Origin of the sequence: Hansschlegelia sp. KR7-227, from assembly GCF_049446035.1 — a bacterium.
Taxonomy (GTDB): Bacteria; Pseudomonadota; Alphaproteobacteria; order Rhizobiales; family Methylopilaceae; genus Methylopila.
In genome coordinates this window covers 810,577-835,479 of record NZ_JBMSEA010000001.1, presented here as the reverse complement: position 1 = coordinate 835,479, position 24,903 = coordinate 810,577, and the positions used below count along the sequence as shown (strand labels likewise).

Here is a 24,903-nt window from a genome sequence, read left to right as displayed (position 1 = left end):
GACAGCGCGGCGCGCGTCGGGTATCACCACAGCCCATGACGACATGCGGACAGGAACAGGACCACCGTGAGGCCGACCACGCAGCATGACGGGCCGAAGGCGGCCGCTCTGATCTGCGCGGCCGGCTCCGGCCTGCGGGCCGGCGCGGGCGGCCCGAAGCAGTATCGCGAGGTCGCGGGGGAAGCCATGGCGGCGACGGCGGCCCGCGTGTTTCTCGACCATCCCCGCGTCGCCGCTGTCCGGTTCGTGATCGGGCGAGATCAGCGCCTGGACTATGACGCCGCCATGGCCGGGCTTGCCGGGCACCCCAAACTGATGCCCCCCGTCGCCGGCGGCGCGACCCGGCAGGCGTCGGTGCGGGCGGGGCTCGCGGCCTTCGCCGACCAAGCGCCCGAGATCGTGCTGGTGCACGACGCGGCGCGCCCCTTCGCGAGCGCAGCCCTGGTCGACCGCGCGATCGACGCCGCCCGCCACGGCGGCGCGGTTCCCGGCGTTCCCGCGACCGACACGATCTGCCTCGTCGGCGCGGACGGCGCGCGAGGCGAAACGCTCGATCGCGGCCTCCTGCGCGCCGTGCAGACCCCGCAGGGCTTCCCCTTCGCCGATCTCGTCGCGGCCCATGCGCGCGCCGAGGCGGAAGGCCGGGACGATTTCACCGACGACGGCGCGCTGTTCGCCTGGGCGGGGGGCCGAGTCGCCCTGTTCGAAGGCGAGACCCGCAATGTGAAGCTGACGACCTCGGACCAGTTTCACGACGAGGCTCTGCGCCGGGCCGGTTCCGCCTTTCTGGCGCTGGGCGACGTGCGGATGGGAACCGGCTTCGACGTCCACGCCTTCGGACCGGGAGAGTACGTGACGCTGGGCGGCGTCCGCGTTCCCCACGGCTTCGGCCTCACCGGACATTCGGACGCGGACGTGGTTCTGCACGCCCTGACGGACGCGATCCTGGGCGCGCTCGGCGACGGCGACATCGGCGCGCATTTTCCGCCGTCGGACGCCCGGTGGAAGGGTCAGGATTCGGCGCTGTTCCTTCAGGACGCGATCGCCCGTGTGCGTGGGGCCGGCGGCGTGATCGCCCATCTCGACGTCACGGTCATCGGCGAGGCGCCCAAAATCGGGCCGCACCGCGAGGCCATGCGGACGCGGATCGCCGCGATCGCAGGCGTTCCCGTCGGCCGCGTCGGCGTCAAGGCGACGACGACCGAGCGCCTCGGCTTCGCCGGCCGCCGGGAGGGGCTGGCGGCGATGGCCTCCGCCACCCTCCGCCTGCCGTTCCGCGAGGACTTTTGGACATGACCCGCGGTCCCTATGAACTCGCCGAGGAGGCGCTGAGGCTGGCGATCGGGGCCGGCCTCACGATCGTGACCGCCGAATCCTGCACCGGCGGGCTGGTCGCCGGCGCGCTGACCGAGGTCCCTGGTTCGTCGCGCGCCGTCGACCGCGGCTTCGTCACCTATTCCAATGCGGCGAAGACGGCGCTGCTTGGCGTGCCCGTGTCGCTGCTCGACGCGCATGGCGCGGTGAGCGAGCCGGTCGCGCGCGCGATGGCCGAGGGCGCCCTCGCCGCAGCCGGCGCCGGGCTCGCCGTCGCGGTCACCGGGATTGCGGGGCCAGGCGGGGGCACGGACGAGAAGCCCGTCGGGCTGGTGCATTTCGCAGCCGCCCGACGCGGCCGGCCGACTCTGCACCGCAGGATGCTGTTCGGCGACCCCGGCCGCGCAGAGATCCGAAGGCTTTCCGTGCTCACGGCGCTGGAGCTTCTATGCGAGGCGGCCGGGGCCGAGGCCGCCGCGTAGCGGGATCGATTTAAGACGGATCCTCGACCGTCATCCCGGGCCTGTCGCGGGATCCATTGCCGCCGACGGCGCCATATCGTTGAAGTCAGCGAAAATGGGTTCCGGGACAGGCCCGGAACGGCGACTGCGGCGGTGTCGGTACGACCGAAACGCCAAGAGTCCGGCGCGGCGCAACGCGAAACGGCTCTAGCCGCCCGGCAAGCCGGCGCCTCCCTCACGCCCTCTTGGCGAACTCGTCCGGGCGGGTCTCGCGGGCGACGGCGTCGAGCACGGCGTTGATCATGCCGACCTCGTCGCGTTCGAAGAAGGCGTGGGCGATGTCGACATATTCGGTGATGACGACCTTCACCGGCACGTCCTTGCGCTTGCCGAGCTCGAAGGCGCCGGCCCGCAGGATCGCCCGCATGATCGCCTCGACGCGCTTCAGCGGCCAGCCGCCGGCGAGCGTCCTGTCGATCAGCGGATCGAGGGTGCGCTGCTGCTTCAGCACGCCGCCGACGAGATCGCGGAAGAAGGCGGCCTCCGCCGGCTTGTACTCGTCGCCGTCGACCGTCTGACCGAGCCAGTGCGATTCGAACTGGGCGAGCGTGTCCGGCAGCGGGGAGCCCGAGATCTCCATCTGGTAAAGCGCCTGCACCGCGGCGAGCCGGGCGGCGGAGCGCTGTTCGCCCTTGGCCATGCCTTAAGCCTCCGCGCGCCGTTTGAGGCGCAGCACCGCGAGCGCCGCCTCGGCCGCGCCGCCGCCCTTGTCCATCTGGGAGACCTGCGCGCGCGCCATCGCCTGGCTCTCGTTCTCGACGGTGAGAATGCCGTTGCCGAGCGGCAGCTTGCGGGCGACGGAAAGCTCCATCAGCGCCCGCGCGCTCTCCATGGAGACGATCTCGTAATGGGTGGTCTCGCCGCGGATCACGCAGCCGAGCGCGACGGCCGCATCGTAAGGCTCGCCCCTCTCCGCGGCGGCGTCGAGCAGGATCGCGATCGTCGCCGGGATCTCGAGCGCGCCGGGCACCGTCACGACGTCGTAGGTCGCGCCGGCCTGGTCGAGGTGCCCGGTCGCGCCCTCGAGCAGCCCGTCGGCGATCACGTCGTAGAAGCGCGCCTCGACGATGAGCACGCGGGCCCGCGTGGGCTCGACGACGCCTGCGCGCCGCTGCGGTTCTGCCATGTGCAAAGAGCCTTGATCGATGGGAGGCGTCAGTAGCCGAGCGCGCTCGCCTCGGCAAGCCGCGCAGCGTAGCGGGCCATCATGTCGACTTCGAGGTTGACGCGCGTTCCGACCGTCTTGTCCGCCCAGTTGGTGGCGGTCAGCGTGTGGGGGATCAGGTGGACGGAGAACAGCTCGCGGTCGACCTGGTTGACGGTCAGCGATGTTCCGTCGAGGCACACCGAGCCCTTCACCGCGATGAACTTCGCGGCGGAGGACGGGGCCGCGAGCGTGAAGCGGATCGTGTCCGGCCCGTCCTCGCGCTCGACGATCTCGGCGACGCCGTCGACATGGCCGAGCACGAGATGGCCGCCGAGCTCGTCGCCGATCTTCAGCGCGCGCTCGAGATTGAGGCGCGTCCCGACGCGCCAGCCGCCGGCGGTCGTGAGGCCCAGCGTCTCCGGTCCGGCCTCGACGGCGAAGTCCGCGCCGCCGTCGTCCGGATCGACGGCGACGACAGTCAGGCAGACGCCGTCGCAGGCGATCGATGCGCCGATGGCGATGCTCGCAGGGTCGTAGCGCGAGGCGATCATGAGGCTCGTCACCTCCTCCCCGGCCTCGAGGGCGACGATCTCGCCGACGTCCGTGACGATGCCTGTGAACATGCTGCTACCGTCGTTCGTAGGTCGCCCAGCGGTCGTCGCCGACGCGGGTGTCCGAGGTGAGTTTGAGGCGCGTGTCAGCGGTCAGCGCCGTGAGCGGCAGGCCGGCGAGCGCGTCGATGGCGTCCGGCCCAAGCGTCGCGGGGCCGGTGAGGATCGTCGCCTCGTCGACGAGGTCGTCGCGGAACAGCGCCGCCGCGACCGTCGGGCCGCCCTCGACCATGAGCCGCGTGACCCCACCGAGCGCGAGCAGCTTCAGGACCGGCCTCAGCGACAGCCCGCCTTGCTCGTCGCGGTCGACCCGCATCACCTCGGCGCCCGCGGCGCGCAAGACGCGCTCGGCCTCTTCGGACGCGTCGGTCGCGGCGACGATCCAGACCGGGACATCGCGCGCCGTCGCGACAAGCCGGCTCGACGGCGGCGTCCTCAGCGTCGTGTCGAGCACGATTCGGACCGGCGAGCGGCCTTCCATGCCCGGCAGCCGGCAGGTGAGTTCGGGATCGTCGGCGAGCACGGTCCCGACGCCCACCAGGATCGCGTCGGCCTCGGCGCGCATCAGATGAACGCGGGCGCGCGACGCCTCGCCGGTGATCGCGACCGGGCGGCGGCCGGCGAGGCCCGCCTTGCCGTCGGCGGAGACGGCGAGCTTCAGCGTGACATGCGGCCGGCCTTGCGTGACGCGCAGGACATGGCCGGCGTTGATCCGCGCCGCCTCTCTCGCGCCGACCCCCACCGTGACGGCGACGCCCGCCGCCTGCAGGCGCGCGACGCCGCGCCCGTCGACGCGCGGGTCGGGATCGGTCATCGCCAGCACGACGCGGGCGACGCCCGCCGCGACGACCGCTTCGACGCAAGGCGGCGTCCGGCCGAAATGGCTGCAGGGTTCGAGGGTGACGTAGAGCGTCGCGCCGCGCGCGGCATCGCCGGCCTGCGCGAGCGCGACAGTCTCGCCATGCGGCCGGCCGCCGACGCCCGTCCAGCCGCGTCCGACCATGCGGCCGCCGTCCGGGCCGGGCGCGACCAGCACGGCGCCGACGCTCGGATTGGGCGCCGTGGTCCCGAGACCGCGCCGGGCGAGCGCGAGCGCGACCGCCATCCACCGCGCGTCCTCGGAGGCGCTGGCGTGCACGTCCGGCGTCAAAGCCGCCATCGTCGCGGCGGTCACCGGGCGCCGCCTCCGGCCGCCGTATCGTCGCCGGCGAGCTCGCCGAGCAGCGTCTCGAAGTCCTTGGCTTCGCGGAAATTCTTGTAGACCGAGGCGAAGCGGACATAGGCGACGTCGTCGAGGCCTTTGAGCGCCTCCATGACCAGCCGGCCGATCGTCTCTGCGGGAATGTCCGAATCGCCGCCGCTCTCGAGCTGGCGGACGATGCCGGAGACCGTCGTCTCGATGCGCTCGGGATCGACGGGGCGCTTGCGCAGCGCGACCTGCAGCGAGCGGTGCAGCTTGTCGCGGTCGAAGGGCACTCGCCGGCCGGACCGCTTCACCACGACGAGCTCGCGCAACTGCACGCGCTCGAAGGTGGTGAAGCGCTGACCGCAGGCGCCGCACACCCGCCGTCTGCGGATGGCGGCGCCGTCTTCGGTGGGGCGGGAGTCCTTGACCTGACTGTCAGGCGCGCCGCATTGCGGACAACGCATTCAAGAACTCCCGTCGCATTCGGCTCACGCGTAGATGGGGAACCGCTCGACGAGCTGCGAGACCTGCTTGCGGACCTTGCCCTCGACCTCGGTGTCCTCGTCCGTCCCCTTCTGGGAGATGACGTCCAGGACCTGCGCGATCATGTCGCCGATCTCCTGGAACTCGGTCACGCCGAAGCCGCGGGTGGTGCCGGCGGGCGTGCCCAGCCGGATGCCCGACGTCACCATCGGCTTCTCCGGGTCGAAGGGGATGCCGTTCTTGTTGCAGGTGATGTGGGCGCGGCCGAGCGCGATCTCGGAGACCTTGCCGGTCAGCTTCTTCGGACGCAGGTCGACCAGCATGAGATGCGTGTCGGTGCCGCCGGAGACGATGTCGAAGCCGTGGCCCTTGAGGTTTTCCGCAAGCGCCTTCGCGTTCTGGATGACGTTCTTCGTGTAGATCTTGAAGTCCGGCTTGAGCGCTTCGCCGAAGGCCACCGCCTTCGCCGCGATGACGTGCATCAGCGGGCCGCCCTGCAGGCCGGGGAACACCGCGGAGTTGAACTTCTTCGCCAGCGCCTCGTCATTGGTCAGGATCATGCCGCCGCGCGGGCCCCGCAAGGTCTTGTGCGTGGTGGTGGTCGCGACGTGGCAGTGGTCGAGCGGGTTCGGGTGCTGCCCGCCGGCGACGAGGCCGGCGAAATGCGCCATGTCGACCATGAAATAGGCCCCGACGCGGTCGGCGATCGCGCGGAAGGCGGCGAAGTCGATCTGGCGCGGATAGGCCGAGCCGCCGGCGATGATCACCTTCGGCTTGTGCTCGTCGGCGAGGCGGGCGACCTCGTCCATGTCGATGAGGTGGTCGTCCTCCTTGACGTGGTAGTTGACCGCGTTGAACCACTTGCCGGACATCGCCGCCTTGGCGCCGTGGGTCAGGTGCCCGCCGGCCGCAAGGTCGAGGCCCATGAAGGTGTCGCCCGGCTGCATGAGCGAGAAGAACACCGCTCCGTTCGCCTGCGCGCCGGAATGCGGCTGAACGTTCGCGAACTGGCAGTTGAACAGCTTCTTCGCCCGATCGATCGCGAGCTGCTCGGCGACGTCGACGAACTGGCAGCCGCCATAATAGCGGCGGCCGGGATAGCCCTCGGCGTATTTGTTGGTGAGCACCGAGCCCTGCGCCTCGAGCACGGCGCGGGAGACGATGTTCTCGGACGCGATCAGCTCGATCTCGTCGCGCTGGCGGCCGAGCTCGGACTTCACGGCGTCGGCGAGCTCCGGATCGACCTCGGCGAGCGTCGCCTGGAAGAACCGGCTCTCCGAACCGTGAGCGTGGGCGTCAGTCATGGACATGCCGGTCTTCCTCCGTTCCAGCGGGGGCGCTCGTTTCGGCGCCGACGGCCGCGATAAGGGCGGGCGTCCCTTGGTACGCCCGCGCCGTCGCGGCGGATTGTGTCTACCCGCCTACCATAAGTGTCGAAGTCGAGCCAAGGCGCGGCTGAGCCTTTGGGGCGCCGCATTTTGACTTGGGGGGGCGCGCAACACCTTAAGACTAAAGGATGAAATCATCCAGAAAGGACGTCGGAACGACCTGCCGCGCGACGATCGCGTCGGGCGGACGCCGGCGATCGACAGGGAGCGCTCGCGCGTTGCCTGCGGCGTCGGGGCTTCGACGAGCCCTAGCGCTGCGCCTGTCGCAGGCGCAGCTTCCGAAGAGCGAGCGCCTTGAGGTCGGCGTCGCGCGCCGCGGCGGGGCCGAGCACCACGACCTCGAGACCCGTATCGGCGTGTCGATCGCCGCGCAGCGGGCGGCGTTCCCGACGATCCGGATCTCGAACAGCACGTCGCCGGGAGCCGAGGCTCCCGGCCCGCGCGGCGCCCGCGTCGTCACGCGGCGGGCTTCAGCGCGCCTGGTCGGCCATGGCGAGTTCGCCGGTGCCGTCCTGACCGTAGATGTCCTCGCGGAATTGCACCGTGCCGTCGGCCGCGCCCCAGCCGGAGATGTAGCGCCAGTAGACCGGCGTCGGCGGGGTGACGCTGACGTCGATCCGGTCGCCGGTCTTGATCGCCGCGTCGATCGCGCGGCGGTCCCAGTTCGGCTGGTTCTTCAGGAGCCAGCTCACCAGCTCCTTGACGTTCTGGATCCGCATGCAGCCCGAGGAGTGGAAGCGGGTGTTCTCGCCGAACAGGTTCTTCGACGGCGTGTCGTGCATGTAGACGCCGTGCTTGTTCGCCATGTTGATGCGCACGGTCCCCATCGAGTTGTCCTCGCCGGGATCCTGCTTGTACATGTACTGCGTGGCTTCGTCGGTGTTCCAATTGACCTGATCAGGCTGGATCTCGACGCCCGAGCGATCGATGATGTGGATGTTCTTCTTCGTCAGGTATTGCGGGTCTTTCTGCATCTGCGGGATCAGGTCCTTCTTCACGATCGAAGCCGGGACCGTCCAGAACGGATTGAAGTTGACCTGCGTGATCTTGGCGTCGAGCACCGGCGACGCCCGGTCGGCCTTGCCGACGACGGCGGTGTAGCGCGCCGCGACCTGGCCGTTCTCGACCGCCTCGATCTCGGCCGCCGGAATGTTCGCGAGCACGTAGCGCTGACCGAGGTCGCCCGTCATCGTGCGGATGCGGACCAGATTGGTCTCGAGCTGCCGCAGCCGGGTCGCGGCCGGGATGTTGAGCGACTGCATGGTGTCGTCGCCGACGACGCCGACCGGGATCAGCCCGTGGCGCGCCTGAAAGCGGCGGACGCCGCCCTCGACATAGCTGTCGAAGGTCGCGCCGTTGACGAGGCTCGGGTCGAGATCGCCGGTCGTGACGAGCCTCTGCCGCAGCGCGAGCACGCGCTCGCCGGTCGAGCCCAGCTTCAGGCGCGGGCCGTTCGGCACCATCTCCCAGCCGCCGCGCGTGACGAGGCTGTTGTAGTCCTCGATCGCGCGCTCGGTCGCCTGGGCCGTCTCGGCGCTGAGCGTGGGGGTGCGGGAGGCCGAGGTGCGGGTGACGGTCGCGCCGCGCGACGCGTCGTAGCGATCGCTCCACTCCGCCTGGGCGCCCCATTCCTGCGCGGAGGCCGCGCCGGCCGCGACGGCCGCCGCCGCCGCGCCGAGCCCGAGCTTCAACGCCTCCCGGCGCGTCGCCGCCGCCATATCTGAAGACCGATCCGTCACGTGTGCCGAGCTCCCAAACCCGTTTGAGGGCGCGCGCGAAACCCCGCCGGTCCGCGACGCGCCGCCAGCAGGGTGCCGCAGCCTTGGTTAACGAAACCCGACCCGACCGCCCTGCGCGACCCAGAATCCGCGGCCGGCGATCACGTTGCGGACATCAGCCCGTTACCGCTCCGCCGACGCGACGGCGCTCACGGCGCCTGCGTCTTCTAGAGGTTTCGAAGAGCCACCGATTTGGGGCGGAACAATGTCATCGCCCTGTCGCGCCGGGGATCGTGACCGCGCCGGACGAGGCAAACGCGAAAGCCCGCCGCGGGCGACCGCAGCGGGCTTCGAAAGAACGCTCGACCGCGGGGGCCGGCGCCGCGTCAGAGGCGGAAACGGATCTGGTCGGTCCAGAAGCGCTCGAGGCGCACCAGCGCGACGTTCAGCGTCTTGAAGTCCTCGGCGTTGACGCCGCCAACCTGCTCGATGGTGCGGACGTGCTTGGCGTAGAGCTGGTCGACGATGTCGTGGATCTCGCGGCCCTGCTCGGTCAGGCTGATGCGCACCGAGCGGCGGTCCATCCGCGAGCGCTGGTGGTGCAGATAGCCCATCTCGACGAGCTTCTTGAGATTGTAGGACACGTTCGAGCCGAGATAGTAGCCGCGCGTCCGGAGCTCGCCGGCGGTGAGCTCGGCGTCGCCGATGTTGTAGAGCAGAAGCGCCTGGACGGAGTTGATGTCGGCGCGGCCGCGGCGGTCGAACTCGTCCTTGATGACGTCCAGCAGCCGGCGGTGAAGCCGCTCGACCAGCGTCAGCGCTTCCAGATACAGCGGGCGAACCGGCGAGTCCTTGACGTCGGCTGCGGCAGGCTCCGGGCGGCGAGCGATGTTTTTCATGACTGACGCCTTCCTGTCATTTCGATTTACTTGAGGCGTCGTCCACGTCCGCGCCTCATTGATCTCGAATGTAGGTTGGTCAGATGAAAATGAGCTTAAATGACGTGCTGAAAATTGTATTTATTTGTCGTACTGAACAAAGCGTTGCCTGCCTCGGTCAACAAGTTCTTACCCCGCAAGGCATGAATCGATCTTCATTTGTCCTTCCGAAACCTGAAGAGTTGCAACCGTTCGTTCTCCAGCAACTCTTATGCGAGGCGCTTGAGCTGCAAGACCTTCAAGAGGTTCAGTCGGCTTCGCGGCGCGCCTTCAGCGACAGCACGAGATAAGCGAGCATCGCCGCCAGTTCGAAGCCGCCCAAGGCGAGGCTCGCGGCGGACGGCGCGCCGACCAGCCCGACGGTGAAGAGATGGGCGAGCGCCGCGAGCAGCCAGATCGCGACGCCCCAGGCCGCGCCGATCCAGAGCCCCACCGCCGCCACCGGATCGGCGGCCGCGAACACCACCGTCGCGATCAGTGCGTCGCGCGGCGTCGCGTCCAGCGGGTCGGGGCCGCCGCCGACGCCGAGCAGCGCGCCCCAGGTAACGAGGCCGCGGACGAGTTCGATCGCCGCCATCGCGCGCAGGAAGACGAACAGGCGGAAACTCCACGGCCGCGCCTGCCGGTCGTCGGCGAAGCGGGACTCGCGGAGCGAGATCGCGGGAAGCCCGCCGCCCTCGTCGTCCTGAGCCGCCATGCCGCCTCCCCGTTCCGTCTCCCGCACGGGCGCCACCCTTTCCGACTCCGCCGCCGGACGCAAACCGGCCCCGCCCTCGACGCGGGTCCCACGCGCCGACGTGGCCTGTCTGCCGGGCCGCCCGGGTGCTATGGCTTGCCCGCGCGGGCGAAGACGTCAGAAGACGCCGACCCCGCGACGAGGATGACCAGGACGGACGGGCTTATGCACGACAGGATCGGATCGCTCGAGAACGCGCGCCGCGCCGCGGCGGAGGACAGCGCCCTCGCCCTCGCCCGCCGTCCGCGCCGCAACCGCCGCGCCGACTGGTCGCGACGCCTGGTGCGCGAAACCACGCTCACCGTGGACGACCTGATCTGGCCGATCTTCCTGATCGAAGGCGAAGGCCGCCGCGAGCCCGTCTCCGCCATGCCGGGCGTGGACCGGCTCACCGTCGACGAAGCGGTCCGCGCCGTCGAGGACGCCGCGTCCCTTGGAATCCCTGCCGTCGCCCTCTTCCCCTACACCGACCCCGCCAAGCGCGACGCCCAGGGGTCGGAGGCGCTCAACCCCGACAATCTGGTCTGCCGGGCCTTGCGCGCTCTGAAATCGGCCGTGCCGCATATCGGTCTCGTGACCGACGTCGCGCTCGATCCCTACACCAGCCACGGCCATGACGGGCTGATGGAGGGCGACCGCATTCTGAACGACGCGACGGTCGCGACCCTCGTGCGGCAGGCGCTGACGCAGGCCCACGCCGGCGCCGACGTCATCGCCCCCTCCGACATGATGGACGGCCGCATCGGCGCGATCCGCGCCGGCCTCGACGCGGCCGACTTCACCGACGTCCAGATCATGTCCTACGCCGCGAAATACGCCTCCGCCTTCTACGGTCCCTTCCGCGACGCGATCGGGACGAGCAAGGCGCTGATCGGCGACAAGAAGACCTATCAGATGGACCCGGCGAACGGCGACGAGGCGCTGCTGGAGGCCGAGCTCGACGTCGCCGAGGGCGCCGACATGCTGATGGTGAAGCCCGGCCTGCCCTATCTCGACATCGTCCGCCGGCTCAAGGATCGCTTCAGGATGCCGACCTACGCCTATCAGGTGTCCGGCGAATATTCGATGATCCAGGCCGCGGCCCGCAATGGCTGGCTCGACGGCGACGCCGCCATGATGGAGAGCCTGACGTCCTTCAAGCGCGCCGGCGCCGACGGCGTGCTGACCTATTTCGCGATCGCGGCGGCGAAGAGGCTCCGGGGCGAGCGGCAGGGGTAATCACGCCGGCAGCTCTTCCGCCGCCCGCAGGCGCGCCGCGTCGCGGGCGGGAGGCGCGCCGAACAGGCGCGCATATTCCCTGCTGAACTGCGAAGCGCTCTCGTAGCCGACGGCGTAGGCCGCCCGGGCCGCCTCCTCATTCGCGATCAGCAGGTTCCGGGCCTGCTGGAGCCGCAGGATCTTCTGATATTGAAGCGGGCTCATCGCGGTCGCCGCCTTGAAGTGGCGATGGAACGACGCCGCGCTCATCCCGGCGCGCGTCGCAAGGTCCTCGATCCGGAGCGGCTGGTCGAAGCCGGCGCGAATCTCGGCGATGGCGAGGCGGACGCGCGACAGCCGGCTGTCGGCCCGGGCGAACTGGCGCAGCACCCCGCCCTGCGGTCCGCGCAGCAGCCGGTAGAGCAGCTCCTGCTCCGCGAGCGGCGCGAGCGTCGGGACATCCTCCGGCGTTTCGAACAGCCGGGCGATCCGGAGCCAGACCTCGAGAAGCTCGACGGTGACGGGGCTCACCCCAAAGGCCGGCGCGGCCGCCTCCCGGCCCGGCGGCGCGTCGGTCAGCAGGGGCGCGAGCTTGCCGGGGTCGATCCGGAGAGCGAGCACGATATAGGGCTTCTCGGGCGTCGCCTCGATGATCCAGCTCGTCACCGGCAGGTCGAGCGAAGCGAGGAAATAATTGGCGGCGTCGTAGCGCAGCGCCTCGTCGCCGATCGTCACGCGCTTCGCCCCCTGCAGGACAAGGCAGAACATCGGCTCGTAGAGGCTCGTCGTCGGCAAGGTCTCGCCACGGTGCACGCCGATGAGCACGCCCGGGACGACCGTCTCGCAGATCGCGCCGTCGGCGTGACGCAGCGCGCGCGCCTTCAAGTCGTTCAGCAAAGCGTCCATCGCGGCACTGTCGCGCGCGAACCGGGCGCCGGCAAGGCCGGCCGGGCGGATCGCGCCCGGTGAGAGGAATAGGCAAGCGATTGCGAGGATCGGGCGCGCGGGCGGCGCAAGGGCGGCCCACATGCCGACCGTCCGCAAGACGCTTTCGGCGGACGATCTGAAGGAGAACCTCATGACGAACGCTTTTGGCGCTTACTCCACGACCGACGACGTGCTGGCGGGCGTCGATCTCTCGGCCAAGCGCATCCTGGTCACCGGCGTCTCTGCGGGCCTCGGCGTCGAGACGGCGCGCGCTCTCGCCGCGCGGGGCGCCCGGGTGGTCGGCGCCGCGCGCGACCTCGACAAGGCGACGCGCGCGACCGACATCGTTCGGCGCGACGCCGCGAACGGCGGCGGGCTGGAGCTGGTCGAGCTCGATCTCGCCTCGCTTGCCAGCGTGCGCGCCTGCGCGGACCGCCTTGTCGCCGCCGGCGAGCCCTTCGACGTCGTCATCGCCAACGCCGGCGTGATGGCCTGCCCGAAGGGCGCGACCGCGGACGGCTTCGAGACGCAGTTCGGCACCAACCATCTCGGGCATTTCGTGCTCGTGAACCGGATCGCGTCGCTGATGACGCCCGGCGCGCGGCTCGTGAACCTCGCCTCCGCCGGCCATCGCTTCGCCGACGTCGACCTCGACGACCCGAATTTCGAGCGCACGCCTTACGAGGAGTTCGTCGCCTATGGCCGCTCGAAGACCGCGAACGTCCTGTTCGCCGTCGAGTTCGACCGGCGCCACAAGGAGCGCGGCGTGCGGGCGGCCGCGGTGCATCCCGGCGGCATCAACACCGAGCTCGGCCGCCACATGACCGAGGAGGCGATGCAGGAGCTGATCGACGGCATCAACGCCTCGCAGCCGGAGGGCGCCCAGGGCTTCGAGTGGAAGACGATCCCGCAGGGCGCGGCCACCTCGGTCTGGGCGGGCGTGGTCGCCACCGCCGACGAGGTCGGCGGACGCTATTGCGAGGACTGCCATGTCGCCGCGATCGAGGACAGCGAAGGCCTGCGCCCCGGCGTGCGGTCCTACGCCCTCGATCCGGCCCGCGCCCGGGCGCTGTGGGCGAAGAGCGAGGAGCTCGTGGGCGAGCGGTTCTGAGCAGGCGCCCCTCGCCCGCCGCCGCGTCACAGGCTCGGCGCGGCGGCGAGCTCCTCGGTGCTGATCGCGTCGACGGTGCGGGGGGTCGGCTCCGGCGCGCCGTCGGCGCGGGCGATCCAGATCTTCACCTCGCCGGGCTCCATCAGCCCGTAGGGCGTGCAGAACGCGACCTCGGCGGCGTCGCGCCCGACGCCGATGCGCACGAGCCCGTCGAGCGCCGCCTGCCGGGTGCCGTCGAACAGCCACCAGCGGCCGTCGAGATAGGCCTCGAACACCGCGTGGAAGTCGCCGGGGTCGAGCCCGAAGGCGTAGCAGCTGACGAAGCGGGCGGGGATGCCGAGCGCCCGGCAGAAGGCGATGCCGAGATGGGCGAAGTCGCGGCAGACGCCGGCGCGCTGGATCAGGATTTCGGTCGCGGTGGTCTCGGAGTTGCTGGAGCCGCGCTGGTACTCGATGTTGCGGTAGATCCAGCTGCAGATCGCGCTCACCCGGTCATGGCCGCGCGGCAGCTCAGCGAACTCCTTGTAGGCGAAGGCGGCGAGCCGGTCGGACGGCACGAAGCGGCTCGGCAGCAGGAAGGGCAGGATGTCGAGCGGCAGGTCGCGCACGTCCATCTCGCGCACGCTCGACGGCTCCGCGCGGTGGACGTCGAGATCGACCTCGGCGGTGTAGGAGACCGAGAACGGCCCCGGCCCGACGATGACGCCGGTGTAGCGGTTTTTGGTGTCGGGCGTCATGTAGGTGCGCCGCGGCAGGTCGGGCGACAGGATGAAGCGGTCCATCAGCTCGCGGTGCCGCGGCAGCGGCGCGACCTCGAGATTGAAGATGAACACGGTCTCCTCGACCACCTGATAGGACAGGTCGCATCCGAGCTTGAACTTCATCGGGGGGCCTGGTCCTTCGCGTCGCGGGCCTTCCGGGGGATCGGCCGTACCCGACCCATAACATGGCCGGGGCCGGGGACGTTCCCGCGCCGAGCGATGACGCCGCCCGGACGCGCCGCCCAACGAACGAGTCGCCGCCAAGGCCAGCCTCGGCGCTCTTCGCAAGCCGATGCCTGATCTCGATCAAGGCCGTCGCCCTCGCAGAGGAGAACACTGCGGGCGGTCAACACCGCTGCGCGATCGCCATGATGCCGCGGACGTTGCGTCGCCGGCGGCCTGTGGGAGATCCCGTCTTGTACTTCCTGGCTTTGGCGGCGGACTACGACGGAACGCTCGCGGATCAAGGCGCGGTGAACGCTGCGACCCTCGAAGCTCTCCGGTCGTTCAAGCGATCGGGGCGCCGCCTGATCCTTGTTACGGGACGCGAACTTGACGACCTCAGGCGGTCTTTCCCCGATCTGCCGCTGTTCGATCGCGTGGTCGCCGAGAATGGCGGCCTGCTCTACGACCCCGCCACTGGCCGCGAACGGCTCCTTGGGCCGCCGCCGACAGGGGAGTTCGTGAGGAGGCTGGTGGAGAAGCGGGTAGAGCCGATCTCGGTCGGGCGGACGATCGTCGCCACGTGGCGGCCTCATGAGACCGCGGTCTTGCAGACGATCCAGGAGCTCCACCTTGATCTGCAGATAACCTTCAACAAGGCCGCCGTGATGGTCCTGGGCCCGGGGGTCAACAAGACCAGCGGCCTGCAGGCGGCGCTCGACGAGCTCGGCCTCTCGCCGCACAACGTCGTGGCGGTGGGCGACGCCGAGAACGACCATGGTTTCATGGCCGCCTGCGGCTGCTCCGCGGCCGTGGCGAACGCTCTCCCGACCATCGCGGACAGCGCCGACATCCGGCTGAAGTTTGATCATGGCGCCGGCGTCGCAGAGCTTTTGCAGGCGGTCGAGGCTCGCGACATCAGCGTGGCGCCGCCCTCCCGCGTCGGCGTCGACATCGGCCCCGACCGCGACGGCGCTCCGGCCTTTCTCTTCCCGACCGAGACGGCGCTCGTCGTGGGGCCCTCAGGATGCGGGAAGTCCAGCTTCGCCACGCGGCTGACGGAGCTGCTGGCGCAGAAGCGGTTCGAGTTCTGCGTGATCGACCCGGAGGGCGACTACGACAGCCTTCAGGACGCCATAAGGCTCGGCGACGGGGCGACGCCTGTCTCTGTCGACCGCGCGATCCACTTCCTCCAAACGTCCGGCCTCAACCTCGTGGTCAACACGGTCGCGATGACGCTTCCGGAACGCGGGCGTCTGCTGGAGGCGCTGCTGCGCGCGCTGGTCGAGCTTCGGCGGAAGACCGGACGCCCTCACTTCCTGCTGGTCGACGAGGCGCATCATTTCCTGCCGAGCAGCCACGCGGAAGACGCCGAGACGCTGCTCAACCAGATCCGGGGCGTCGTGCTCATCACCACGAATCCTGGGCTGATGGCCCGCGCGGCGCTGGCCGAGATCGACGTGCTGCTGGCCGCCGAGCCCGTCCAGTCCGCGATCGCGGCCATCGCCGAGGCCAGAGGAGCGCCGCCGCCGCGGGCGCCGACGCCGAACCAAGGCGAGCTCCTGTTCTGGAGGGTGAATGACGCCGGACCGCCGCGCATCATCGCCAACACAGCGCCGGCGCAGCCGCACAGGAGGCATCGCGGCAAATACGCCGCGGGCGACGTCGGGACCTGGAAGGGCTTCCGGTTCGGACATTTGGGCCCGGACGCGCCCTGCGCCACCAATCTCGCCGACTTCGTCCGCCTCGCCGCCGCCGTCGGGGACGACGTCTGGCTGAGGCACCTCCGGTCCGGAGACTACGCCGCCTGGTTCCTGAACGTGATCCGGGACCAAGAGCTCGCACAGGCCGCAACCGAGATCGGCTTGCAGGTCGGCCTGCCGGCCGCGGAAAGCCGGAAGCGCGTCATCGAGGAAATACGGAGCCGTTACGCCCTGTCGTAGCGGGCTGAGGAAGGCGGCCCCCAAGCGGCGCTCAGCGCCGCGCCGGCTTCGCCGTCAGCCTTTCGGCCAGCCGGTCTCGCCCGGAGCGTTCGGTTCGGAGGCCGTGATCGTGATCGGCATGCGAAACCGACCCCGAGCAGCGTGGACGTCGGCAGGGTTCTCGGGACCGCCTATCGAAGCTGGCTTTTCAGGATGGTGCGATAGGACGGCACGTCGGCCGTCGTGATGTCGTCGATCAGCCAGCCATAGTCGCCATTGGCGAGCACCAGCTTCAACGTGCCGCTGTCGCCGCCGTTCCGGTAGCTGACGTCGACCAGCGCGATGCGGTCGTCGCCTCCGACATGCACCTTGGTGACGCGGAACGTCACGACGTCCTGGCACTGGCACAGCGGATCGCCCTCGATGAGGCCGATCTCGCCGCCGGCCTGGGCGCGGTCCTTCAGGACGAGCGCGCGGAACCGTTTGGAGAAGATCGGGACGCCATCGCGCAGCGTGAAGTCCCGCGGCGCGGCGCGGCGCTCATAGGGCTTGTAGACCTCGCGGACGAAACCCTCCGGCGAGCCGGTGTCGCCGATCTCCTGCGCGCGCGCCGCCAGCGGCGAAAGCGTGGCGAGCGCGAGCGCGAAGACGGTCAGTCGTCTGCGGAGCATGGTCTTGGTCTTGGTCTTGGCCTTCATGCGAATGCGTCGAAGTCATCGGTCCGGATGGACGGGGATCAGCCGTTGCAGCTCGGGATGGTTCCCTCGCGGCCGCCCTGGGTCCAGAAGATCCCGCCCCACTGGTAGCCTTCGACGTCGCCGTAGCGGACGCGATACCATTTGTACTCGTTGAACCAGACGCCGGCGTCCTCGACGCTGTCGAACTGCTGGCCTTCGGCGACGCTCGCGACCTTGCTCGCGTTCATGGACGGCCGGCTGCGCAGCACGCCGCCGCAGGAGAAGCTCGGCCCTTCGCTTCGCCTCTCGCTGACCTTGTCCCGGCGCCGATCGTCACGCTGCTGTTGGCGCGCCTCGCGATCCATCTCCACCATGCTCTGGACGTCGCCTGTGCATTTCTGCGGGATGTAGTCCCAGATGTCGTTCTTCCTGAAGCACTGGCCAACAGTGACGTCGACGCACAGCGCGTCGACGATCTTGGAGCAGCGCTCGTCCATTCCCTGAGCGCCGGCCGCGTGCGGCGCACAGGCCAGGGCCGCCGCGGCGAGCGCTCCGAGGAGCAAGGTTTTACGCATGTTCGTTCCCCCGAACGTGGACGGCGCATCGGCGCCGGCATGGGTATGGGCGGCGCGGCGCGAGCCGCCGCGTCGCGTCGTCAGTTCTCGCCGATCAGGCGGCAGGTGATGATGACGGGCTTCGCCCGGGCGACGGCGAGCCGATCGTCGAACAGGTCGCAGTCGAGCAGATTGTCCTCCGCCGCCTTCCGCGCCGAGAAGACGTTGACGTTCACGTGGACGGGATTGCGGCCGTAGGCGGCGGCGTCCGCCGCCGTGACGCCGCGCGCCGGCATATTCGCGACGCCGCCCACGGCCGGCATCGTCACCGTGTCGCCCGGCAGTTCGATCTGGCCGGGCTCCTCGCCGTCCGCCTCAGCGCGCGTGATGTCGGCGGCCGTCGGCTTCTTTGACGCTTTGCCGTGGTAGAACGAGCTCACCGTCACGCTCTCCGAGATCGCCGACAGCTTCGCGAGCGCCTTGGGCGACAGCGACACCTGCACGACGAAGCCGAACGGGCTCGCCGCGGCCTGCGCGGCGGCGCCGGCCGGAAGGGCGAGCGCGCAGGCGGCAGCCGCGCCTGCGAGCGCTCCGGCGAGGGCTAGTCGGTCAGCCATGTGGTCCTGCATGTGGGCCGTCGGTCGGCGCGGCGACCCGCCCGCCGTGGAGCCGCGGACACGCCGCATGGGGGCGGCGTCAGCGCGGGCAATTGTTGGCGCGTTCCTGGTCCTGGATCTCCGCGATCTTCTTGCGGTCGCGCGCCGAGAGCGGGACGTCCTGGATGTTGGTGTAGCGGCAGCCCTCGTTCAGCCCGAAGGCGCGGATGGCGCGGTCGGTCTTGAAGCAGTAGCCGGCCTCGAAATAGACCGCGTTTCGCTCGCCCCAGAGTTCGTCGCAGGGGAACTTCGCGAAGGCCGGCGAGGTCAGGAGAACGGCCGAGACGGCGACGGCGACGCGCAGCATGTGCAATCCTTGATGAGACGGTCCGAGGCGCAGGCGTCACGAGCGCGCCTAACGTGCAGGCCGGCGCGGGCCGGTCTTTTCGAGCTCGATCATGAGCTCGACATCCTGCAGGCAACGCTCGTCGACCGACTGCCAGGACGACGAATAGACGAAGCATGTCGTCACAGTCCTGGCGCCGCAGAGCGCCTTGACTTTGTCGACGCAGATCCGGCTCGGCGCTTTGGCGGCGGCGCACTGTAACGGCAACAACACAAACGCCGCCACGAGAAACTTGAACACGCCAAGGCCTAATCTAAGAGCACGAACCAGAAATATTAATACATGCTTTCATTTCTGGGAGTCGCATTTATTGACAAGACGTTCGTAGACTTACAACCTAAGTATAAACGCGTATACCAATATGCGGCCGATCGCCGTGAGCGTCACGCATCGCATGTCGAAGCGCGGTCGACGCACTCTCGGCGCGAGCGCCTCACCAGATGTGGCGTTACACGCCAGTCTTGTACTGCTTCGGCGAGACGCCGGCGAACTGGCGGAACACCTTGGCGAAGTGGCTCTGGCTGGAGAAGCCGAACTCGGTCGCGACCTGGCTCGCCGACAGGTTTGTGGTGGCGAACAGGCGCTTCGCCATCGCGACGCGCTCGCGCAGGACGAACTGGTAGGGCGTCATGCCGAAGGCGGCCTTGAAGACGCGGGCGAAGCGCGACGGGCTGATCCGGGCGAGGCCGGCGAGCTCCGTCACGGAGATGTCGCCGGCGAGGTTGTCGCGGATGTAGCCGACGAGGCGGCGCATCTCGGCCGGCGACAGGCCCGCCTCGCGGTCGCGGGCGGCGGGGGTCGCGTAGCGCGCAGCGAGGTAGGCGAGCAGCGCGGTCGAGATCGACTCCGCGTAGAGCCGGCCGGAGCGGCAGCCGCCGTGGACCTCGGCCCGCATGGCGCCGAGCAGGGCTGCGAGCTGGGGGTCCTGCGTCACCCGCGCGGAGTCGAGAGAGCGCTCGATCGCCAGCACCTCGTCGCCGGCCAGCGTCTCCAGCCGGGCGGCGTCGAGCTGCAGCACCATCATGGTGATCGCGCCGTCCGGCACGGCGTTCTGGATCTCGGCGTCGCGCCGGATGACGGACACGGTCCCGGGGGCAAGCGCGTCGGCGTTCCAGACGCCGCGGTGGCGCCAACGCAGCGAGGCCTCGCCGCCGGTGACGTAGAGCAGGGTCGTCTTCGCCCAGGCGTGCGCCGGCAGCGGCTCGCCCGGGCCCTCGGCCTCCTCGAAGGCGAAGCCGGTCCAGGCGAGCGCGGCGCTCGCGAGCTCGGGGGCGGCGAAGAACGGCACGCGCCGCCCCTGCAGACTGTACTGGATCCGCTCCGCTTTCATCGGCCTCTCGGCGTCCGCGTGTTCAGGCGAAGGCCGATCGGCCCGGGCTTTCCGTCGGTTCAGTCTGACGCGCCGTAATGATCGGTCGTGCCGGAGGCGCCGAAACGGGCGCCGCAGGCCGCCGGAGCGGGCTCGCCGGCGCAACGCAAAACGTCGGGCGCCGGCAGGATCATGCTCGGATGAGCACGATCGTTGTAGTTCTCGCTCGTGTCTATCCCTAGCGTTGTTTTCGGCGGCGCGCAGTCAGCAATAAAAAACGTGCAAAGACGCGCCGTTGCAATCGGAGGAAGCGCAGTGGACAAGAAGAAAAGTTTAACTGTCGGCCGACGCATAGGTTTCGGCCTCGCCGCCGGCGCCTTGCTGCTGCTGGGCGCGGCGGCCCCGGCCTCGGCCCAGGAGAGGACGACCGCGATCAAGCTCTGGCGGTCGGGCGGGTTCGCGATCGGCGGCAAGGTGATCACGGATCCGGAGAATCCGGGCCGGACCCTGTCCTGCGACCACGGCTACATGGAGTATTTCATGCCGTGGCGTCCCCGCGAGACCAGCCTCGTGATGTGGCACAGCTCGAGCCCGCAGGGCTGGCAGAACCGCTGGGACGGCGGCGAAGGCTACAAGGACAAATTCCTGCGCCGCGACTACCCCGTCTATCTCTGGGACGGGCCCCGCGTCGGCCGCGCCAACTGGAGCTGCGAGCCGATCAACTACGTGCCGGCCTACCGCGACCAGGGCAATTTCACCGCCTGGCTGTTCGGCCCGACGGCGCCCTCCGGCTATCCGAAGCCGGGCGACTGGCATCCCGGCGTGCAGTTCCCCACCACGAGCGCGGAGGCCTGGAACCAGGCGACCCGCGCCCGCTATGACGAGTTCGACACCGGCGCCAACATCCAGCTCCAGACCGACGCGGCGGCGGTCGCCGCGGATTCGGGCAAGCTCGGCGACCAGATCGTCTACCTCACCAATTCCGCGGGCGGCCTGCGCGCCATGGTGACCACGACCAAGGCCGAGAAGAAGAACATCGCCGGCATCGTCACCTATGAGAGCATCGGCTACGTGTTCCCGGAGGGCGTCTCGGAATCCCCTCCGGCCTGCACGGATCCGGGGCCGGCCTGCGCCTTCGGTCCGATCCACGTTCCGCTGAAGGACTTCAAGAAGCTCGCCAGGCTGGCGGCGATCCAGTTCGTCTGGGGCGACAACAGGCCCGAGACCGACCGCTTCCTCCAGCAGTCGCGGCTCGCCGCCAAGCTGATCAACAGGTATGGCGGCAACGCTCGGGTCCTCGTGCTCGGCCGCGACGCCAAGCTCTGGGGCAGCACCCACATTCCGTTCGCGGATCTCGACAACGAAAAGGTCGCGGGGCTCCTGGACAAGTTCCTGGCGAAGAACCGGCTCGACGGCTACGCGGCGCGCCGGCCGGACTGGATCGTGAAGTAACCGACGCCTGAGGTCCGCCCGCGGGTCTCGGGCGGACCTTCCGGGCGCAGCGCTCGTGCGGGGCTGCGCCCGGCCTTCGGCGACCGTCTCGCCCCGGCGGCGGTTCCCGATCCTTCCGCCGACGAGCCCTTCCCGCGCCACGCGCGGCGCAGGGTTTTTTGCGCCGCGGTTGACGCGCGACCGCCCCGACGAGGTTGCGGCTCGGCGCCATCAGCCGCCATTCGGCCCTTCCCTGAAACGGGGCGCTCAGAGGGGCGCTGACCGAATGTCCGGGTCAGATCAGCCATTCGCGCACCTTCGCGATGGCGCTCGCAAAAGCCTCGGGCGCCTCCTGCGGCAGATTATGTCCCGCATCGACGACGCGGTGCTCGTGCAGACCGACGAACATCCGGGCCTGCTCCGCCGTCCCCCCAGGTTTGAGCGGGTCTCTCGCGCCGTCGATCGATACCGCGGGCGTTTTGATTTCAGGCTTCTGTTTCAGGCGATCTTCGAGCGATTCAAGCGCTGGATCGCCGGACTCAAGGCCAAATGAGCTCCGGTAGCAGTGAATGACGACATCCACGAAATCGGGATTGTCGAAGGACGCCGCCGACCGGGCGAAAGTCGCCTCGTCGAAGTTCCAACTGGGCGACCAGCTCTTCCATAGCAGCTCGCAGAGATCGCGGCGGTGCTCAGCAAGACATGCGCGGCCGCGCTCGGTCTGAAAGAGATGCTGATACCAAAAGACGCGCTCGAGCGATGGGGCGACGGCGCGCTGTTGCCCGGTCACATCGATGATGTCGTAGCTCGCATACGAGACAAGTCCGCCGATCCGCTCCGGCCAGAGCGCGGCGGCGACGCAGGATGCGTTGCCTCCCCAGTCGAACCCACCCAAGATCGGACGTCGCAGCTCAAGCGCGTCGGCGAGCTGGATGATGTCGCGACCCCGAGCCGCCTGCTGCCCGCTCCGCATGGCGGTTTCAGAGGCAAACCGGGTCGGGCCAAATCCCCGCGCATACGGGGTGATGACCCTTGCTCCCGCCTCGGACAGGATCGCAGCCACGTCGTCGAAGGCATGGATGTCGTATGGAAAGCCGTGCGACAGGATCACCGGCCATCCAGTCGCAGGACCGCGCTCGACATAGGCGATCCGCAGGGCGTCGGTCTCAACGCTTCGTATCGGCTGCTCGTCCATCGCGGGCCATTCCTGGATGTGCGCCGAGCGCAGGCTCAGAAGATGCAGGCAGCGTGTCTAAACGGAGGTCTGCGCGGGGCCTCGGCGACAGCGGTCTCCGGCTTCAGGCGCCGTCTCCCATCACTTTGGCGATAAACGCCCGAAGATCAGCCAGCATCAGCTCCGGTTGCTCCCAGGCGGCGAAGTGCCCTCCCGAGGCCATGTCAGTCCAGTGGACGACGTCGTAGGTCTTTTCGACGAAGGAGCGAGGCGTCGGGATAAACACGGGGTCGGGGAACGCCGCGACCCCCATCGGCGCCCGAATGCGCGTCCCCGCGGGAAACCTGTCCGATCCTTCGAGGCGCTTGCCGTGATAAATCCACGTCGCCGTGACGACGGCTGACGGCGCGACGTAGAGCATGATGTTGGTGAGCAGTTCCTCTTCCGAGAACTTGCTCCAGATGTCCGGACCGCCATCGGCGGCAGGAGGAAGATCGGCCCACGCCCCGAACTTCTCGAGTATCCAGGCGGCGGCGCCGACGGGGCTGTCGGCCATGGCGACGCCGAGCGTCTGGGGACGCGTCTCCTGCTCGTGATTGTAGCCTGTCTCCCAATCGAAGATCTCATCGCGGCGGGAGAAGTGCTCCGCTTCGTCGGGGGTCGTCGGAACGGCGTCCTCTGCGAAGATGCTCACCATGTTGATGTGGAAGCCGAGCAGCGCGTCCGGCTGCGTGCAGGCCATCCAGCTGGCGATGTGCGCGCCCCAGTCGCCGCCCTGGACGACGTAACGCGTTTCGCCGAACAGCCGGACCATCAGCCCAAGCATGAGTTCAGCGGCGCGGCGCGGTCCGATCACCCCGGTGATTGGCTTCGAGAAGGCGAAGCCCGGAAGCGAGGGCACGACGACATCATGTCCGTCGGCGGCCAGCGGCTCCAGGAGCTGTTCAAACTCGAGAAATGAGCCGGGCCAACCGTGAAGGAGAAGGACGGGCGGCTTGGTCCCGTCGCCCTTCACATGGACGAAATGAATGCGCTCGCCCTCGATGTCGGTCGTGAAGTTGGGAAGATCGTTGAGGCGTCGCTCGACCGCGCGCCAGTCGTAGCTGTCCCGCCAATACGCCACGAGGCGCTTGAGGTCAGCGATCCCGACGCCTGAGTTCCATCCGCCTGCGTCGGGCAGCTGGCTCCAGTCATAGGCATCCACTTTCGCCATGATGGCGGCCAGCCGTTCGTCGGGCACGTGGACCACAAAAGGCGAAACCATAGTCCTCTCCTCGATGGCGCGCCGTGCAGTGCAGACGGCCCTCGACGTGGCCACGACCGGCGAGTGCGATGCATCCTCATGGCAGCGACATCATCAGGTTATCTGTCGCAAAGATGGACGACACAGTCTGACACGTCTATACGGAGAAGCTGCCCAACATCTTTGCGCAGAACGCATAAGCAGGCGAGATGGACCTTGCAGGCGACCTTGAGGTTTTCACGCTTGTGGCCGAGGAAGGCAGCTTTTCGGCGGCCGGACGTCGGCTGCGGCTCGCCCCGTCATCCGTCGCGCGCGTCGTCGACCGGATCGAAGCTCGGCTGGGGATCCGTCTGCTGTTGCGTACGACGCGATCGTTGACGCTGACCCCGGAGGGAATGACCTACCTGTCTTCCGCCCGGCGGATCCTCGCGGATCTTCGGGAAACCGAGCAGTCGATCGCCGACCAAAACTCGCCCAAAGGACGCCTGCGCCTGAGCATTTCACAGCTGTTCGGGAGGCTGTTCGTTGTGCCGCTCTTGCGGGACTTCATGCAGAAGTACCCGTCAATTCTGCTCGAGGTGATCTCGACCGACGCTGTCGTAGACATCGCGGCGGGCCAGGCGGACGTCGCAATTCGGCTGGGACCGCTGCCTGATGGCCCGCTTACAGCCCGCAAGCTTGGCGAGACGCACAAGGTGATCGTCGCCTCTCCGACCTATCTGGCCCGCCGGGGACGCCCCGCAGTCCCCGAGGACCTGCACGCGCATGACTGTATCGCGTTCAATTTCAAGCGTGCGGCCCCGACTTGGCCTTTCCGGAAGGACGGGCGCGACTACGCGTTGCCGATAAGAGGCAGGATAGAAACGAACAACGGCGAGACGGAAGGCCAGCTCGCCGCCGAGGGCATTGGAATCGCTCGGGTCTGCGCCGAGACGGTCGAACCGGCGATCGCCGCCGGCCAGCTTGTGCCGCTCCTTGAAGCGTTCAATCCTGGCGACGGCGAGGAGGTTCACGCGGTCTTCGTCGGCGGGGCGCACACGCCTGCAAGGGTGCGTTGTTTCGTCGACTATCTCAGCGACCAATTTAGAGCTCGAGCCCGCGAAATGTGAGCATACCGGCAGTAAGAAGTTCCGTGATCGGTAGGGCGCTAATAGGAGTGGCGACCCACCATTCACAAATTCGTCTAATATTTTGCGTCGCAAATGACATCAAACATCGCCAGCCTTTGGGGCGATCCCAAGAGAGCGAACGGGCGACTCCCCGACAGCCCATCAGCGGCCCGCGCGAGTTCCGCAATGGGTCGAAAGCCGCTAGCCCGCCCCGCTGCACGGAATAAATTCCTTGACACCCCTCCCCCCTCCATGCTCTCCTCTGCGCATCCTTCCCCGTCA

27 protein-coding genes are annotated in these 24,903 nt (G+C 69.0%); 7 read left to right on the top strand and 20 right to left on the bottom strand.

Annotated features, from left to right (window positions below; all coding sequences use genetic code 11):
- Nucleotides 1-66 precede the first annotated feature (66 nt).
- Nucleotides 67-1,296, top strand: a complete 1,230-nt coding sequence (gene ispF / locus ACO2RJ_RS03930) for a 2-C-methyl-D-erythritol 2,4-cyclodiphosphate synthase (protein WP_423266709.1) — start codon at nucleotides 67-69, stop codon at nucleotides 1,294-1,296.
- Nucleotides 1,293-1,796 (top strand): CinA family protein, encoded by a 504-nt coding sequence (locus tag ACO2RJ_RS03925; protein ID WP_423266708.1) that lies wholly within the window; start codon nucleotides 1,293-1,295, stop codon nucleotides 1,794-1,796. Before ispF ends, ACO2RJ_RS03925 begins: the two co-directional genes overlap by 4 nt.
- 214 nt (nucleotides 1,797-2,010) lie before the next feature.
- Here ACO2RJ_RS03925 and nusB read toward each other — a convergent pair whose 3' ends face one another.
- From nusB to ACO2RJ_RS03875, 10 genes are all read right to left on the bottom strand, one after another.
- The gene (gene nusB / locus ACO2RJ_RS03920; RefSeq protein WP_423266707.1) at nucleotides 2,011-2,475 is read right to left on the bottom strand and encodes a transcription antitermination factor NusB; all 465 of its coding nucleotides are present in this window, start codon (nucleotides 2,473-2,475) and stop codon (nucleotides 2,011-2,013) included.
- Between the two features lie 3 nt (nucleotides 2,476-2,478).
- Complete coding sequence (gene ribH / locus ACO2RJ_RS03915; RefSeq protein WP_423266706.1) at nucleotides 2,479-2,961, bottom strand: 6,7-dimethyl-8-ribityllumazine synthase; 483 nt, start codon at nucleotides 2,959-2,961, stop codon at nucleotides 2,479-2,481.
- Between the two features lie 29 nt (nucleotides 2,962-2,990).
- Nucleotides 2,991-3,605: a riboflavin synthase gene (locus tag ACO2RJ_RS03910; protein ID WP_423266705.1), complete on the bottom strand. Its 615-nt coding sequence runs from the start codon at nucleotides 3,603-3,605 to the stop codon at nucleotides 2,991-2,993.
- Nucleotides 3,606-3,609: 4 nt separating this feature from the next.
- Complete coding sequence (ribD, locus tag ACO2RJ_RS03905) at nucleotides 3,610-4,752, bottom strand: bifunctional diaminohydroxyphosphoribosylaminopyrimidine deaminase/5-amino-6-(5-phosphoribosylamino)uracil reductase RibD (RefSeq protein WP_423268902.1); 1,143 nt, start codon at nucleotides 4,750-4,752, stop codon at nucleotides 3,610-3,612.
- 11 nt (nucleotides 4,753-4,763) lie between these two features.
- Nucleotides 4,764-5,243 carry a transcriptional regulator NrdR gene (gene nrdR / locus ACO2RJ_RS03900; protein ID WP_423266704.1) on the bottom strand — a complete coding sequence of 160 codons (480 nt, stop codon included), beginning with the start codon at nucleotides 5,241-5,243 and terminating at the stop codon, nucleotides 4,764-4,766.
- Between the two features lie 24 nt (nucleotides 5,244-5,267).
- A complete protein-coding gene (gene glyA / locus ACO2RJ_RS03895; protein ID WP_423266702.1) occupies nucleotides 5,268-6,572 on the bottom strand; it encodes a serine hydroxymethyltransferase in 1,305 nt (434 codons plus the stop codon).
- A 326-nt stretch (nucleotides 6,573-6,898) separates the two neighbouring features.
- Nucleotides 6,899-7,024, bottom strand: coding sequence for a DUF6898 family protein (locus ACO2RJ_RS03890; RefSeq protein ID WP_423268901.1), 126 nt, complete (start codon nucleotides 7,022-7,024; stop codon nucleotides 6,899-6,901).
- A 96-nt stretch (nucleotides 7,025-7,120) separates the two neighbouring features.
- Nucleotides 7,121-8,368, bottom strand: coding sequence for a L,D-transpeptidase family protein (locus ACO2RJ_RS03885; protein WP_423266700.1), 1,248 nt, complete (start codon nucleotides 8,366-8,368; stop codon nucleotides 7,121-7,123).
- 386 nt (nucleotides 8,369-8,754) lie between these two features.
- Nucleotides 8,755-9,267, bottom strand: coding sequence for a transcriptional regulator LdtR (ldtR, locus tag ACO2RJ_RS03880; RefSeq protein WP_423266698.1), 513 nt, complete (start codon nucleotides 9,265-9,267; stop codon nucleotides 8,755-8,757).
- Nucleotides 9,268-9,553: 286 nt separating this feature from the next.
- Nucleotides 9,554-10,003 (bottom strand): DUF6163 family protein, encoded by a 450-nt coding sequence (locus ACO2RJ_RS03875; RefSeq protein WP_423266696.1) that lies wholly within the window; start codon nucleotides 10,001-10,003, stop codon nucleotides 9,554-9,556.
- A gap of 204 nt (nucleotides 10,004-10,207) precedes the next feature.
- Here ACO2RJ_RS03875 and hemB point away from each other — a divergent pair, with 204 nt between their 5' ends.
- A complete protein-coding gene (gene hemB, locus ACO2RJ_RS03870) occupies nucleotides 10,208-11,260 on the top strand; it encodes a porphobilinogen synthase (RefSeq protein WP_423266694.1) in 1,053 nt (350 codons plus the stop codon).
- On the opposite strand, the gene ACO2RJ_RS03865 is transcribed toward hemB, so the two are convergent.
- A complete protein-coding gene (locus ACO2RJ_RS03865) occupies nucleotides 11,261-12,145 on the bottom strand; it encodes an AraC family transcriptional regulator N-terminal domain-containing protein (RefSeq protein WP_423266692.1) in 885 nt (294 codons plus the stop codon). It abuts the gene before it with no gap.
- A 172-nt stretch (nucleotides 12,146-12,317) separates the two neighbouring features.
- On the opposite strand from ACO2RJ_RS03865, the gene ACO2RJ_RS03860 reads away from it, so the two are divergent.
- Nucleotides 12,318-13,277, top strand: coding sequence for an SDR family NAD(P)-dependent oxidoreductase (locus tag ACO2RJ_RS03860; protein ID WP_423268900.1), 960 nt, complete (start codon nucleotides 12,318-12,320; stop codon nucleotides 13,275-13,277).
- A 26-nt stretch (nucleotides 13,278-13,303) separates the two neighbouring features.
- Here the strand turns inward: ACO2RJ_RS03860 and ACO2RJ_RS03855 are convergent, their stop codons facing one another.
- Nucleotides 13,304-14,161 carry a transglutaminase-like domain-containing protein gene (locus ACO2RJ_RS03855; protein WP_423266690.1) on the bottom strand — a complete coding sequence of 286 codons (858 nt, stop codon included), beginning with the start codon at nucleotides 14,159-14,161 and terminating at the stop codon, nucleotides 13,304-13,306.
- A 293-nt stretch (nucleotides 14,162-14,454) separates the two neighbouring features.
- Between ACO2RJ_RS03855 and ACO2RJ_RS03850 the strand changes: the two genes are divergently transcribed.
- Nucleotides 14,455-16,143, top strand: coding sequence for an HAD-IIB family hydrolase (locus tag ACO2RJ_RS03850; protein ID WP_423266688.1), 1,689 nt, complete (start codon nucleotides 14,455-14,457; stop codon nucleotides 16,141-16,143).
- A 170-nt stretch (nucleotides 16,144-16,313) separates the two neighbouring features.
- Here the strand turns inward: ACO2RJ_RS03850 and ACO2RJ_RS03845 are convergent, their stop codons facing one another.
- From ACO2RJ_RS03845 to ACO2RJ_RS03820, 6 genes are all read right to left on the bottom strand, one after another.
- On the bottom strand, nucleotides 16,314-16,820 hold the full coding sequence (locus ACO2RJ_RS03845; protein WP_423266687.1) for a DUF3828 domain-containing protein: 507 nt from the start codon (nucleotides 16,818-16,820) through the stop codon (nucleotides 16,314-16,316).
- A 38-nt stretch (nucleotides 16,821-16,858) separates the two neighbouring features.
- Nucleotides 16,859-17,374 (bottom strand): hypothetical protein, encoded by a 516-nt coding sequence (locus ACO2RJ_RS03840; protein ID WP_423266685.1) that lies wholly within the window; start codon nucleotides 17,372-17,374, stop codon nucleotides 16,859-16,861.
- An 80-nt stretch (nucleotides 17,375-17,454) separates the two neighbouring features.
- On the bottom strand, nucleotides 17,455-17,970 hold the full coding sequence (locus ACO2RJ_RS03835) for a hypothetical protein (RefSeq protein ID WP_423266684.1): 516 nt from the start codon (nucleotides 17,968-17,970) through the stop codon (nucleotides 17,455-17,457).
- 79 nt (nucleotides 17,971-18,049) lie between these two features.
- Nucleotides 18,050-18,316, bottom strand: coding sequence for a YARHG domain-containing protein (locus ACO2RJ_RS03830; protein ID WP_423266682.1), 267 nt, complete (start codon nucleotides 18,314-18,316; stop codon nucleotides 18,050-18,052).
- Nucleotides 18,317-18,364: 48 nt separating this feature from the next.
- Complete coding sequence (locus ACO2RJ_RS03825) at nucleotides 18,365-18,595, bottom strand: hypothetical protein (protein ID WP_423266680.1); 231 nt, start codon at nucleotides 18,593-18,595, stop codon at nucleotides 18,365-18,367.
- A 208-nt stretch (nucleotides 18,596-18,803) separates the two neighbouring features.
- Entirely contained in the window at nucleotides 18,804-19,685 is an 882-nt protein-coding gene (locus ACO2RJ_RS03820) for a helix-turn-helix transcriptional regulator (protein ID WP_423266679.1), read from the bottom strand.
- 294 nt (nucleotides 19,686-19,979) lie between these two features.
- Here ACO2RJ_RS03820 and ACO2RJ_RS03815 point away from each other — a divergent pair, with 294 nt between their 5' ends.
- Nucleotides 19,980-21,116: an alpha/beta hydrolase gene (locus tag ACO2RJ_RS03815; RefSeq protein WP_423266678.1), complete on the top strand. Its 1,137-nt coding sequence runs from the start codon at nucleotides 19,980-19,982 to the stop codon at nucleotides 21,114-21,116.
- Between the two features lie 274 nt (nucleotides 21,117-21,390).
- On the opposite strand, the gene ACO2RJ_RS03810 is transcribed toward ACO2RJ_RS03815, so the two are convergent.
- Both ACO2RJ_RS03810 and ACO2RJ_RS03805 read right to left on the bottom strand, forming a co-directional pair.
- On the bottom strand, nucleotides 21,391-22,290 hold the full coding sequence (locus ACO2RJ_RS03810) for an alpha/beta fold hydrolase (protein ID WP_423266677.1): 900 nt from the start codon (nucleotides 22,288-22,290) through the stop codon (nucleotides 21,391-21,393).
- A 103-nt stretch (nucleotides 22,291-22,393) separates the two neighbouring features.
- The gene (locus ACO2RJ_RS03805) at nucleotides 22,394-23,533 is read right to left on the bottom strand and encodes an epoxide hydrolase family protein (RefSeq protein ID WP_423266676.1); all 1,140 of its coding nucleotides are present in this window, start codon (nucleotides 23,531-23,533) and stop codon (nucleotides 22,394-22,396) included.
- A 188-nt stretch (nucleotides 23,534-23,721) separates the two neighbouring features.
- On the opposite strand from ACO2RJ_RS03805, the gene ACO2RJ_RS03800 reads away from it, so the two are divergent.
- Nucleotides 23,722-24,621, top strand: coding sequence for a LysR substrate-binding domain-containing protein (locus ACO2RJ_RS03800; protein WP_423266675.1), 900 nt, complete (start codon nucleotides 23,722-23,724; stop codon nucleotides 24,619-24,621).
- The last annotated feature ends 282 nt before the right edge of the window (nucleotides 24,622-24,903 follow it).